A 13,292-nucleotide genomic window follows, 5' to 3' on the forward strand; every position below is an offset into this window, starting at 1 on the left:
CGGCTCGCTGGAGCACGGCGCGCACATCATCGTCGGCACCCCGGGGCGTATCCAGCAGCACCTGCGCAAGGGTTCGCTGGTGCTCCATGGCCTGAACACGCTGATCCTCGACGAAGCCGACCGCATGCTCGACATGGGTTTCTACGATTCCATCGAAGAAATCATCGCCCAGACCCCGGAGCGCCGCCAGACCCTGCTGTTCTCCGCCACCTACCCGGTGGGCATCAAGCAACTGGCGTCGAAATTCATGCGCACCCCTCAGATCGTGAAGGCCGAGGCGTTCCACGACGATACGCAGATCGAGCAGCGCTTCTACGAGATCTCCCCGGAAGAGCGTATGGACGCGGTGGTCAAAGTCCTCGCGCATTTCCGTCCGGCGTCCTGCGTGGCCTTCTGCTTCACCAAGCAGCAGGTTCAGGAAACCGTTGATCACCTGACCTCCAAAGGCATCTCCGCCGTCGGTCTGCAGGGTGATCTGGAACAGCGTGACCGCGATCAGGTATTGGCCATGTTCGCCAACCGCAGCACTTCGGTGCTGGTTGCCACTGATGTCGCCGCGCGCGGTCTGGACATCGATATGCTGGACATGGTGATCAACGTCGAACTGGCCCGCGACTCGGAAATCCACATCCACCGTGTCGGCCGTACCGGTCGCGCGGGCGAGAAAGGCATTGCGATCAGCCTGGTCGCACCGTCCGAAGCCCACCGCGCCCAAGCCATCGAGCAGCTGCAGAAGTCGCCGTTGAGCTGGGATCAGCTGAGCAACCTCAAGTCCCAGGGTGGCGCACCGCTGCTGCCGGCGATGAGCACGCTGTGCATTGGTGCCGGCCGTAAAGACAAGGTACGTCCGGGCGACATTCTCGGCGCACTGACCGGCGATGCCGGCATCCCGGGTGCCCAGGTCGGCAAGATCGCGATTTTCGACTTCCAGGCTTATGTGGCCGTGGAACGCGGGATCGCCAAGCAAGCCTTGCAGCGCCTGAACGACGGTAAAATCAAAGGCCGTTCGTTGCGCGTGCGCATTTTGTAAGCGATCGTCTGGCTGACAGAGATCAAATGTGGGAGCGGGCTTGCTCGCGAAAGCGGACTGACAGACAACATCCATGTTGAATGTACTGGCCCCTTCGCGAGCAAGCCCGCTCCCACATTGGTTTGCCGGTGAATTTAAATTTTGTGTGAGGACACCGTTTTGCGCTCTACCGAAGTCGTGATCATTGGCGCTGGCGCCGCAGGGTTAATGTGTGCGCTGACCGCCGCCGGGCGCGGGCGCAAAGTGATGTTGCTCGATCATGCGAACAAGGCCGGCAAGAAAATCCTCATGTCGGGCGGTGGCCGCTGCAATTTCACCAACATGTACACCGAACCGGGCAATTTCCTCTCGCAGAACGAGCACTTCTGCAAATCCGCCCTGGCGCGCTACACCCAGTGGGATTTCATCGGTCTGGTGGCCAAACACGGTGTGCCGTACCACGAGAAGAAACTCGGCCAGTTGTTCTGCGATAACAAATCCAGCGACATCCTCGAAATGCTGCTCGATGAATGCGATCAGGTCGGCGTCAGCCTGCACCTGGACACCTCGATCCAGACCATCGAGAAGCTGGAAAGCGGTTATCTGCTGGATACCACACTGGGCCAGGTCACGTGTGAATCCCTGGTGATCGCCACTGGCGGCTTGTCGATTCCGACCCTCGGTGCCACCGGTTTCGGTTATCAAGTGGCCAAGCAGTTCGGTCACGACTTGCTGCCGACCCGCGCCGGCCTTGTGCCGTTCACCATCACCGATCAGCTCAAGGCGCTTTGCACCGAGCTGTCCGGTACGTCGGTGGATTGCCTGGTGAGCTGCAATGACCAGAGTTTCCGCGAGAACATCCTGTTCACCCACCGAGGCCTCAGCGGGCCGGCGATCTTGCAGATTTCGTCGTTCTGGGAATCCGGCGACACGGTGGAAATCAACCTGATGCCGGATCACGACGTGCCGAGCTGGCTGCAACAGCAGCAGGCCGAACGTCCCAACAGCGAGTTGAAAACCCTGCTCGGTGAAATCTTCACCAAGAAAATGGCCAATCTGCTGGCGGATAACTGGTTCGCCTCCAAACCGATGAAGCAGTACACCCACGCCGAACTGGCGGACATCGCCGACAAACTGGCGAACTGGAAAGTCGTGCCGGCCGGCACTGAAGGCTACCGCACTGCCGAAGTGACCCTGGGCGGCGTCGACACGCGCGAAGTGTCGTCCAAGACCATGGAATCGCTGAAAAGCCCAGGGCTGTATTTCATTGGTGAAGTGCTCGACGTTACCGGGCATCTGGGCGGATTCAATTTCCAGTGGGCCTGGGCCTCTGGTTACGCTGCCGCGCAGTACGTCTGACAAACACAAATTAAATGTGGGAGCGGGCTTGCTCGCGAAGGCGGTCTGCCAGTCAACATCGATGTTGAAGGTACTGGCCTCTTCGCGAGCAAGCCCGCTCCCACATTGAATCTATGGTGACTGGTCAGGAACAGATTTTGCTGTCAGATGTGATCGGCGCCATTGCGTCGACGTCATTAGTGGCTCAATTTAGCGTCATTGCCTCGGAAGGCCTTCGCACTTCATGTCATCGACCACATTTCGGCAGTCTCTGCGTCGCCTCTGGGCGCTGGATAAATTCAGCTACAGCGTGCGGGTATTCATCGCCCTGACCGGCAGCATGGCGCTGTGTTGGTATCAGGATGAAATGGGGCTGCTGATCCCGTTGTTCCTGGGGATCATCGCCAGCGCCCTGGCTGAAACCGACGACAGTTGGCAGGGTCGCCTCAACGCGCTCGCAGTGACGCTGGTGTGTTTCATGGTCGCGGCCCTGTCCGTCGAACTGCTCTTCCCCTACCCCGTCCTTTTTATCATCGCCTTTGCCCTGGCCAGCTTCTGCCTGACCATGCTCGGCGCGCTGGGCGAACGTTATGGCGCGATTGCTTCGGCAACGTTGATTCTGTCGGTCTACACCATGATCGGCGTGGACCAGCGCGGTGGCGCGGTCACTGATTTCTGGCACGAACCGGTGCTGCTGGTGGCCGGCGCGGCCTGGTACGGCTTGCTCTCGGTGCTGTGGCAGGCGCTGTTTTCCAACCAGCCGGTGCAGCAAAGCCTGGCGCGGTTGTTCCGCGAACTGGGTTATTACCTGAAGCTGAAATCGTCGCTGTTCGAACCGATCCGGCAGATGGACGTGCAAGCGCAGCGCCTGGAACTGGCCCAACAGAATGGTCGGGTGGTGGCAGCCCTGAACGCCGCCAAGGAAATCATTCTGCATCGGGTCGGCGACGGTCGGCCGGGCGTGAAAGTCAGCCGTTATCTGAAGCTGTACTTCCTCGCCCAGGACATCCACGAGCGCGCCAGTTCCTCACACTACCCCTACAACGCGCTGGCCGAAGCGTTCTTCCACAGCGACGTGCTGTTTCGCTGTCAGCGCCTGCTGCGCCAGCAAGGCAAGGCCTGCCGCGCACTGGCCGAATCGATCCAGATGCGCCAGCCGTTCACCTATGACGCAAGCTTCGCCGAGGCCCTGAACGACCTGCATGCCTCCCTCGAACACCTGCGTATCCAGAGCAATCCGGCCTGGCGCGGTCTGCTGCGTTCGTTGCGAGCATTGGCCGCCAACCTCGGCACACTCGACCGTTTGCTCAGCGACGCCAGCAACCCCGATGCGCTCGCAGACGCCACCGACAGCAGCTTGCTCGACCGTTCGCCACGCAGCCTCAAGGATGTCTGGATACGTTTGCGCACGCAGCTGACGCCGACCTCATTGCTGTTCCGCCATGCCCTGCGCCTGCCCCTGGCGCTAAGCATTGGCTATGCGATGGTGCATTTGATCCACCCGTCGCAAGGTTACTGGATCATCCTCACCACGCTGTTTGTCTGTCAGCCAAACTACGGCGCCACCCGCCGCAAACTCGGGCAGCGGATCATCGGCACCGCCATCGGCCTGACCGTGGCCTGGGCGCTATTCGATCTGTTCCCGAACCCGTTGATTCAGTCGAGCTTCGCCATCCTAGCCGGGGTGGTGTTCTTTACCAACCGCACCACCCGCTACACCCTGGCGACTGCCGCGATCACGCTCATGGTGTTGTTCTGCTTCAACCAGGTGGGCGATGGTTATGGGCTGCTTCTGCCGCGACTGTTCGATACCTTGCTCGGCAGTCTGATCGCCGGGCTGGCAGTATTCCTGTTCCTGCCGGACTGGCAGGGTCGACGCCTGAACAAAGTGCTGGCCAACACCCTCACCTGCAACAGCATTTACCTGCGCCAGATCATGCAGCAATACGCCGCAGGTAAAAGCGACGACCTGGCTTATCGCCTGGCCCGGCGCAACGCGCACAACGCCGATGCCGCGCTGTCGACGACGCTGGCCAATATGCTGATGGAGCCGGGGCACTTTCGTAAGGAAGCGGACGTCGGGTTTCGTTTCCTGGTGCTGTCGCACACCTTGCTCAGCTATTTGTCGGGGCTGGGGGCACACCGCGAAACCCAATTACCCACGGAGGTGCGCGAGCATTTGATCGACGGCGCCGGCGTGAGCCTGGCTGCCAGCCTCGACGAAATCGCCCAAGGACTGGCGAGCAAACAGCCGATTGCGATTCAGAGTGATGAGGAAGAAGCGCTGGCCAATGGGCTGGAACAAATGCCGGATGAGATCGATGAAGGGCAGCGGTTGGTGCAGACGCAACTGGCGTTGATCTGCCGGCAGCTGGGGCCGTTGCGGACGTTGGCGGCGCATTTGATCAAGGATACGAGCGAGGCTTGAGATTTTTAGTGACCGGGCCGGCCTCTTCGCGAGCAAGCCCGCTCCCACATTTGATCTGTGGTGAATATTTATTTTGTGAACACCACAGATCAAATGTGGGAGCGGGCTTGCTCGCGAAGGCGTCATCGGCCACACCACAATACCCGGCACTTACATCCCATGCTGCTTGAGCAACTTCTCATAACTCCCATCAGCCTTCATCGCCGCAATCTCACGGTCGAAACCGGCAACGATCTGTTCATGCTGCGGGTTCTTCAGGCTCACCAGAATATGCAGGCTGTTCTCGCTCAATGGCTTGGGCAAAAACTCCACGGCATTGCGTACCTTGAATGACTCCCGAGCCAGGTAATACCGAGCGACAAACTCGTCTTCCAGAGTCAGCTTGACCCGGTCGGCCGCGACCATGCGCACGGCCATGGCGAAGCTATGCACGGGTACTTTCTGCAGCGACACATCGTCGTCGAATGCTTGCGAATAGGCATAACCGCGTACTACCGCTATCGGGAAAGTGTGCAGTTGTTGCAGGTTGTTGAATTCGATCGGCGTATCTTTGCGCTTGAGAAAGCGCACGCGGTTGAGCAGGTACTCGCCGGAAAACTGCCCCAGCTTCGTGCGCTCATCGGTGTACCAGGCGTTGACCAGCACGTCGTAACGCCCCTCGCCTATCCCAAACAAGGCTCGCGCCCACGGCACCTGTTCGAAATCACTGCCATAACCGGCCCGGGCCAGCGCGGTGCTAACGATGTCCGTGGCCAGTCCACCATTGACCAGCGTGGCGTCGGTAAAGGGTGGCCAGGCATCGGCTACCAGACGCAGCTTTTGCGCTGCCGCACTCTGTGCCAGCAACAGCAACAGCAATCCAATCAAAGCAAACGCTCGATGCAATCGCGGCATGCCAGAAAATCCTTAGCGGGCGGGTTGCCCGACGTGTTTTCAGCCAAAACTCCAAGGCCCCTTTAGCGGCGAAACCCAGGTCCTAACATTAGCTTATCGACGACATTGCACAGCGCTGCATCGCAGATTACACAAAGAAGACAATCTCGCGAGAAATGAATGATGGCATTTTGGCCTTTGTCACAGATTTCTTTGCCATAAAGACATCCCGCCTCAGGACGCTTAGTATCGGAGCACGTTGTTCAAGGAATCTGAAGATGACAATCGATTGGGTCTGCAAGCACCACAGCGATCTGGGCAAAGAGCAGCTGTATGCCATTTTGCAGCTGCGCGCCGAGGTGTTCGTCGTCGAGCAGAAATGCCTTTATCAGGACATCGATGGGCAGGACCTGGAAGGTGACACCTGCCATTTGATGGGCTGGGACGGGGATCGACTGGTAGCCTATCTGCGCTTGCTCGACCCGGAGTTACAGGGCGGCGACGTGGTGATTGGCCGAGTGATCATTGCTCCCGCTGCACGCGGCACCGGGCTTGGGCATGAAATGATGAGCCAGGCGTTGAAACAGGCCGCCAAACGCTGGCCCGAAGTGCCGATCTACCTCTCGGCCCAGGCGCATTTGCAGGGGTATTACGGGCAGTACGGGTTTGTGGTGGTGGGTGAGGAATACCTGGAGGATGACATTCCGCATATCGGGATGCGTCGTTCCTGAGGGCCTCTTCGCGGGCAAGCCTCGCTCCTACAGATTATGTGTCGGCCACTTCCGCCCCTGTAGGAGCGAGGCTTGCCCGCGAAGGCGTCAGCCCTGTCGCCGCAGAAATTCAGGGATACTCAAGCACCGCTTTAATCTGCCGCAGATTGCGCTCGATCCACCCCCGATCAATTGCCCCCCACTCGCGAATCCGATAGCGCCCCGCATGGTTGCGCGCGCCTTCTTCCTGCTCGAACTCACAAACGATATCCAGATCCGCCAATGCCGCGATAGTGTCCTGGGCCGTGCGCCGAGGCATGCCGGTGACTTCGGTCAACGCCGGGACGCTGCTGGCCAACCCGCTGTCGATCAGGTACGCCACGTACAACCGGCGGTAGAAGCTGCTTTTGGTCTTGCTCACGTGTGCTCCTTGTTATTGGAAGATCAAGATCAAAAGATCGCAGCCTTCGGCAGCTCCTACAGGGTGTACGCATTCCAATGTAGGAGCTGCCGAAGGCTGCGATCTTTTGATCTTCAGTGCATATCCCGCCAAGTCAGGTACACCCGCAAATCGAACTCCACCTGGTGATACCCCGGCAACATGTGTTCGCACAGTTTGTAGAACGCCTTGTTGTGATCCGACTCTTTGAAATGCGCCAATTCATGCACCACGATCATTTTCAGAAACTCGGAGGGCGCGTCCTTGAACAACGATGCCACGCGAATTTCTTTCTTGGCCTTGAGCTTGCCGCCCTGTACCCGGGAGATCGCGGTGTGCAGGCCGAGCGCACGGTGGGTCAGGTCCAGACGGTTGTCGAATAACACCTTGTCGATCGCCGGGGCATTACGCAGGTATTCCTGCTTGAGGTCCAGGGCATAGGTGTACAGCGCCTTGTCGCTCTGCACCCCGTGCTTTTCCGGATATCGCTGGCTCAGGTAGTCGCCCAGTCGACCTTCGGCGATCAGCTGGCGCACTTGGTCCTGCAAAGCAGCGGGATAGGCCTGGAGATATTTCAACGCGGTCATTGGGGCGGCAACACGAGTCACGAAAAGGACGTCAGTGTAACGAATTCAACTCGTCAGCGCGCTCCAGTCGAACGGCTCCACAAAGTGACGGGTGTCTTCGGCCATCAGCGGTCGCGCGACCAGGAACCCCTGCACGTACTGGCAACCGTTGGCTTGCAACCATTCATATTGCGCCACCGTCTCCACCCCTTCAGCGATGACCAACAGACCGAACTGTTTGCACAAATCGATGACACTGCGAGCCAGCGCTGCATCCCGTTCGGACCCCGGCAACCGGGCGATCAAATGCCGGTCGAGTTTGAGCGTGTCCAGTTCCAGGTCTCGCAGGTGTGCCAGCGAACAAGCCCCGGAGCCAAAATCATCCAGCGCCACCCGCACTCCCAAATTGCGCAGCAAACGCAGCTGCTTGCGGGTTTCGTCGGGGTTAAGCATCAAGGCCTCTTCCGTGACCTCGACCTCCAGCTGCCGCGGCTTCAAACCATGGCGTTCCAGCACCTGGCGCAGCTCGGTGACCAGGTTGGGCAAACCGAACTGAGTGCTGCTCAAACTGACGCCCAGCACCAAGTCTTCGGCAAACAAGGTTTCCCAGGCTTTTCGTTGCTTGGCCCCGCGATGGTAAATCCAGCTGCCCAGGCGACTGATCAACCGCGCCTCTTCCAACAACGGCAAAAACAGCCCCGGCGGTACATCGCCGACACTCGGATGCTGCCAGCGCAGCAACGCCTCGAACCCGCGAATCTGCCCGTCGGCAATGGCCACCTGAGGCTGATACACCAGGTTGAAATCACGGTTCTCGATGGCCGTGCGCACGCTCTCTTCGAGCATCAGCCGCGAGCGCGCCCGGCCATTCATTTCGTGATCGTAGAAGCGATATTGCTGACGCCCGGCACGCTTGGCTTCGTACATGGCGATGTCGGACGCGCGCATCAACCCGTCGAGATTAGCCCCACAATCGGGGTAAGTGGCGATGCCGATACTGGCGCCCAAGGCGATGTCTATGCCTTCGATTTGCTGACAGATCGACACCCGCTCGATGAGCTTCTCGGCAATCTTCGCCGCGTGCTCGGGGAGCTCAAGATCCAGCAGCGCGGTGAACTCATCACCACCCATCCGCGCCAGGATGTCGAAGGGCCGCAGACACGCCTTCAGCTGCTCGGACACCCATCGCAGCACCCGGTCGCCAGCATCGTGGCCGAGGGAATCATTGACCCGCTTGAAGCCGTCGAGGTCCAGGTACAACAGCACCCACGTGCTATCGGAGCGTTCGCCGCGCAGCAGCAGGTTTTCAACGGTCTGATAGAAACCCCGGCGATTGAGCAGCCCGGTCAGCGGATCGGTCACCGCCTGAAACTCCAGCTGCTGATGCAGATGGTGCACCACCGACATGTCCAGCACCGTCACCACCATGGCATGTTGTTCGCTGGGCAAAGGCGCGCAGGACAACGCCACCGGCACTTGCTGGCCAGGCGCGGTACGCAGCAACGCATCGTGCAGGCGCAGGGTTTCACCGCGCTTGTAGCCGGCAAACAATTCGGAGTCGGCCCAGATCGGAATGTGCGGCTTTTGCAGGAAATCCAGAAACTCTTTGCCTTGCAGTTCGTGCACCGTGGCATTGAGCAAGCGGGACATCGCCGGATTGGCAAAGCGAATCAGCCCATCCTCCCCCACCACCAGAATGCCTTCGGCGGCGTTATCCAGCACCGAGGCATTGAAGGCACGAGCGACTTCCAGGTCATGGCTCAACTGCTGCAAGGCACGGCGATTACGCTGATGCTCGAGCAGGGCCTGGACTTTGGGTTTGAGAATTTGCGGGTCGAACGGTTTGAACAGGTAATCCACCGCGCCACTGGCGTAGCCCTTGATCACGGCGTCCTGGGATTGTTCGTTGGCGGTAAGGAAAATAATCGGCGTGAGTCGGGTTCGCTGGCTGCCACGCATCAGGCGCGCCACTTCGAAACCGTCCATACCCGGCATCTGCACATCCAGCAGTACCAGGTCGACATCGTGTTCGAGTAACAGGCTGAGCGCTTCAAACCCGGAAGCCGCGGTGAATACCTGCCAGTCCTGGCGCTGTAACAGCGCGCGCATGCTGATCAGGTTTTCGGGGTAATCATCAACAATTAAAAGGATTGAGCTGCCTTCAGCTGGCATAGGTTGTGCGCATTCCATGCTGCATCTCTTGTTCGTGACCTCAGGCCGGCCTCTTGTGAAAACCGGACACATAATGCGACTTCACTCTAGACCCGGATCCGCAAAAGCAGAAGCTACCGGAGTGCCGTCACTTCAGTAAGTTTCACATAGCCGACTAACGGTCAGTCCTACAGCCCCCGTAAACCGGGAAAGATGGCATTTCGACAGGATGTTGACGTCAACCATCTGCCAAACGGGCATTAACAAACAACCGTTCTACGCTTATAAAGACTGCCCGAAGGCGCGGGCTAGAGCTTCTGGCACGTGCGTACAGAACAAAGTGGAAGCTTGAATATGATCGATCTCGCAACCTGGAACCTCAGCGTTCCTGTCGGCAGTCCGCCGTACACCGTTGAAACAACCAAACTGGTGGACGGCTTCAAGGATCAGTACTTCCACTCCGACACCGGCACCTTGTTTTTCTGGGCCCCGGTAACCGGCACCCGCACTGAAAACGCGATTTACCCTCGCACCGAACTGCGCGAAACCTACAGCAATGGCACGCTGAAAAACTGGTACTACCCCGACGCGGACAACTCCCTGCGTGCGACCCTTACGGTCAGCAAGGTACCCAGCACGGGCAAGATCGTCATTGGCCAGATCCATGCCTACCAAAGCCAGAAGCCCATGGTGAAGCTCGAATATCAATACAAGGACTACAGCGAGACCGGAAACATCGTCGCCAAAGTCCGCATGCACCCCGACGACGACACCGCCCGGGTCATCACCATCGCCACTGGCATAAAACTCGACCGGGAATTTTCCTACCTCATCCACCTCAGCCCCGGCGGTGCATTGGGCATCAGTGCGGCAGGCTATCAGTGGGACACCGACATCAGCGCGATGTGGCGTGATAAACCGCTGTACTTCAAGGCCGGCGTCTACGTGCAGGACAACACCGGGTACACCAGCGAAGGCGGGGAAGTGACGTTCAGCAAGCTGGATATCGATCACGACACCTAAGGCGACTCGATCTCCTGTAGCAGCTGCCGAGCCCGCGAGGCTGCGTTCGGCCGCGAAGCGGCCGCCGTCCGGCACATACGTTTTACCTGAAAAAACGTGAAGCCTGATTTTGCGACTGCGATGCAGCCGAACGCAGCCTCGCAAGCTCGACAGCTGCTACGGGCAAAGAACGAACTTGGCATCTACAAAACCCGTGGGACTGCTCCCTCGCCACAGATTCTTTATGTCCAACTCCATCTCTTCACTGACCGGCATCTGGTCCCACTTAAACGCCCACGTTTAAAGACACTCAGCGTTACTTCATGAAGCCTACAACGGCTTGCGTCACCGCCTACAGGTACGCCAGAATCCGCCGGCTTGTGCGCCTTGAAGCCCACCGGTAACTTGATTCGCGTCACTGATTTCCAGTGATCGGGTTTAGTAGCCCGTGGTTTCGAGCTTGGTGCACAAGCATCTGTCAGTCAGGGATTTCGATTCCTGCGCTTGATGGTAACTGTGCGCAGGGCACCTTCGGGTGCGCCGGCCTGCTCGAAACCCCGGTCTACTAACCTGCGTACAGTTGCCTCCACTTTGATTAGTAGCCAAAGAGGGGGCACTCCAATCAGGTTTCGAGCAAATGACCAAATCAACGCCGCATCCGCCGGTCACCGACCCGGCATCCCCCTACGAATCACTCGACTCAAAAAAATTCCACGAAGCCGCCGAACGCGCCCTCGACCATTACCTCAACCCGGCCGCTCAGATCATGGCCTCCACCAACGAACCCGAGCCCATGTACTTGGCCAATCCGAAGTACAACACCGAATCCCTGCTGGCCAACGCCAGCGAAACATTGGGCTCGGCCACCACCATGCTCAACAATTTCGCGGCGCTGCTGGAGACCTCCCATCGCAAGACCCTGCTGGGCATCGCCCAAGTGGTCATGCTCGGCGAACTGGCGGTGAACCAGGCACTGGACCACGTCGAATTGAAGGAGTAATCGCGGCTCGGCTGATGCGAACAACTTGCCCCCAATAAAAACCCGCCTCTCGGCGGGTTTTTATCAATGCAGCTTAACGCTCAGGCTTAATTAACCTTAGCGTTCAACTCACTGAATAAGGGACGATTAAATCAATCAGTCCCCTTTTGGTTTCTACTCTGCCTTTACTTTGCCGCTTTCTTGATTGCGGAAACGTCGAGCCGATATCTTCCTTCCATGGCTGACTTATCCGTATCACCCTCCGAACGCTTTTTTACATGAAAACTACCTCGATAGTCAGCGACATCATTATTTTCGATATCCACATATCCCGACTGAGCGTACCAACGCTCGGCATCCGCAGGATCAGACATAAATAAAAATTCCCCCTTGTCCGTCAATTCGTGCTTTTTGATACCAAAGTCCTGCGGAATCTGGAATTTTATAAGATTATCTTTATCGTATGCATTTACATTGAATATATCGCCGTCCATTACCCCATAAATTCGATCTGCCTTGAAGACTCCTGATTTATTGCCGGACTTATCGTAAAAAGTAGCCGTGAATTCACCGCCCACACTCTTCATACCGCTCTTATCTTCCTTAACTTTCATTATCCACCTCAATATATAAACGGAGAGAAGGGAACCGATCTATTTAATTGGCTCCTCTGTGATTGCACGACCAGCATAGGTAATATCTCTCACCCAATCACCTGTAATAAATGACAGTGCTTAATACATCTTTGAAATAATCGATATAACTAAAGAACCAAGGCTTTACTTTCATCTACACGGGGTTAACGCAAAATCCGCCCACAGCCCACAAAAAAACCCGCCTCTCGGCGGGTTTTTCGTGCAACTCAAACGCAGGAGGCTTAGTTGACCTTAGCGTTCAACTCACCCTTCAAATACCGCTGATACATCGCTTCCAACGAGATCGGCTTGATCTTCGAAGCATTACCCGCCGTACCAAACTGTTCATAACGTGCGATACACACATCACGCATTGCGGTCACGGTCGCGCCGAAGAACTTACGCGGGTCGAACTCGCTAGGGTTGGTGGCCATCAGGCGACGCATCGCACCGGTGGAGGCCAGGCGCAGGTCGGTGTCTATGTTGACCTAGCGCACGCCGAGCTTGATGACTTCGACGATTTCTTCAACCGGTACGCAGTAGGTTTCTTTGATGTCGCCGCCGTACTGGTTGATGATCGCCAGCCACTCTTGCGGAACCGAAGACGAACCGTGCATTACCAAGTGGGTGTTCGGGATGCGTTTGTGGATTTCCTTGATGCGGTCGATGGCCAGCACGTCGCCGGTCGGTGGCTTGGTGAACTTGTAGGCGCCGTGGCTGGTGCCGATGGCGATGGCCAGGGCATCGACCTGGGTGCGTTTGACGAAGTCAGCGGCTTCTTCCGGGTCGGTCAGCATTTGGCTGTGATCCAGAACGCCTTCGGCGCCGATGCCGTCTTCTTCACCAGCCATGCCGGTTTCCAGCGAACCCAGGCAGCCCAGCTCGCCTTCTACCGAAACGCCGCAGGCGTGAGCCATGGCCACGGTTTGTTGGGTGACACGGACGTTGTAGTCGTAGTCGGTCGGGGTCTTGCCGTCTTCGCCCAGGGAACCGTCCATCATCACCGAGCTGAAGCCCAGCTGGATGGAGCGTTGGCAGACGTCAGGGCTGGTGCCATGGTCCTGGTGCATGCACACCGGGATGTGCGGGAATTCTTCGATTGCCGCCAGGATCAGGTGACGCAGGAACGGGGCGCCTGCGTATTTGCGAGCACCGGCCGAAG

10 protein-coding genes and 2 pseudogenes are annotated in these 13,292 nt (G+C 58.0%); 6 read left to right on the plus strand and 6 right to left on the minus strand.

Features of this window, described 5'->3' with window-relative positions; all coding sequences use genetic code 11:
* The 3 genes and pseudogenes from dbpA to yccS all read left to right on the plus strand — a co-directional run.
* Nucleotides 1-1,030: pseudogene (gene dbpA / locus ACIPLA_RS19405) on the plus strand (ATP-dependent RNA helicase DbpA); the annotation flags it as partial.
* A gap of 159 nt (nt 1,031-1,189) precedes the next feature.
* The gene (locus tag ACIPLA_RS19410; protein WP_401175121.1) at nt 1,190-2,368 is read left to right on the plus strand and encodes an NAD(P)/FAD-dependent oxidoreductase; all 1,179 of its coding nucleotides are present in this window, start codon (nt 1,190-1,192) and stop codon (nt 2,366-2,368) included.
* A gap of 223 nt (nt 2,369-2,591) precedes the next feature.
* Entirely contained in the window at nt 2,592-4,775 is a 2,184-nt protein-coding gene (gene yccS, locus ACIPLA_RS19415; RefSeq protein WP_218395256.1) for a YccS family putative transporter, read from the plus strand.
* A gap of 150 nt (nt 4,776-4,925) precedes the next feature.
* Here yccS and ACIPLA_RS19420 read toward each other — a convergent pair whose 3' ends face one another.
* Nucleotides 4,926-5,669, minus strand: coding sequence for a substrate-binding periplasmic protein (locus tag ACIPLA_RS19420; RefSeq protein WP_401175124.1), 744 nt, complete (start codon nt 5,667-5,669; stop codon nt 4,926-4,928).
* A gap of 257 nt (nt 5,670-5,926) precedes the next feature.
* Here ACIPLA_RS19420 and ACIPLA_RS19425 point away from each other — a divergent pair, with 257 nt between their 5' ends.
* On the plus strand, nt 5,927-6,379 hold the full coding sequence (locus ACIPLA_RS19425) for a GNAT family N-acetyltransferase (protein ID WP_401175127.1): 453 nt from the start codon (nt 5,927-5,929) through the stop codon (nt 6,377-6,379).
* A 109-nt stretch (nt 6,380-6,488) separates the two neighbouring features.
* Here the strand turns inward: ACIPLA_RS19425 and ACIPLA_RS19430 are convergent, their stop codons facing one another.
* From ACIPLA_RS19430 to ACIPLA_RS19440, 3 genes are all read right to left on the minus strand, one after another.
* The gene (locus ACIPLA_RS19430; RefSeq protein ID WP_401175130.1) at nt 6,489-6,779 is read right to left on the minus strand and encodes a helix-turn-helix domain-containing protein; all 291 of its coding nucleotides are present in this window, start codon (nt 6,777-6,779) and stop codon (nt 6,489-6,491) included.
* Nucleotides 6,780-6,892: 113 nt separating this feature from the next.
* Nucleotides 6,893-7,384, minus strand: a complete 492-nt coding sequence (locus ACIPLA_RS19435; RefSeq protein ID WP_401175133.1) for a M48 family metallopeptidase — start codon at nt 7,382-7,384, stop codon at nt 6,893-6,895.
* A gap of 45 nt (nt 7,385-7,429) precedes the next feature.
* A complete protein-coding gene (locus tag ACIPLA_RS19440) occupies nt 7,430-9,553 on the minus strand; it encodes a putative bifunctional diguanylate cyclase/phosphodiesterase (protein ID WP_401175136.1) in 2,124 nt (707 codons plus the stop codon).
* 315 nt (nt 9,554-9,868) lie between these two features.
* Between ACIPLA_RS19440 and ACIPLA_RS19445 the strand changes: the two genes are divergently transcribed.
* Together ACIPLA_RS19445 and ACIPLA_RS19450 are read left to right on the plus strand one after the other, a co-directional pair.
* Nucleotides 9,869-10,537, plus strand: coding sequence for a polysaccharide lyase family 7 protein (locus ACIPLA_RS19445; RefSeq protein WP_218395260.1), 669 nt, complete (start codon nt 9,869-9,871; stop codon nt 10,535-10,537).
* Between the two features lie 616 nt (nt 10,538-11,153).
* The gene (locus tag ACIPLA_RS19450) at nt 11,154-11,516 is read left to right on the plus strand and encodes a DUF6124 family protein (RefSeq protein WP_401175140.1); all 363 of its coding nucleotides are present in this window, start codon (nt 11,154-11,156) and stop codon (nt 11,514-11,516) included.
* A gap of 164 nt (nt 11,517-11,680) precedes the next feature.
* On the opposite strand, the gene ACIPLA_RS19455 is transcribed toward ACIPLA_RS19450, so the two are convergent.
* Together ACIPLA_RS19455 and fba are read right to left on the minus strand one after the other, a co-directional pair.
* A complete protein-coding gene (locus ACIPLA_RS19455) occupies nt 11,681-12,109 on the minus strand; it encodes a hypothetical protein (protein ID WP_401175143.1) in 429 nt (142 codons plus the stop codon).
* Nucleotides 12,110-12,372: 263 nt separating this feature from the next.
* Nucleotides 12,373-13,292 (minus strand): annotated as a pseudogene (gene fba, locus ACIPLA_RS19460) (class II fructose-bisphosphate aldolase); the annotation flags it as partial.

Origin of the sequence: Pseudomonas sp. NPDC086112 (assembly GCF_044746425.1) — a bacterium.
Taxonomy (GTDB): Bacteria; Pseudomonadota; Gammaproteobacteria; order Pseudomonadales; family Pseudomonadaceae; genus Aquipseudomonas.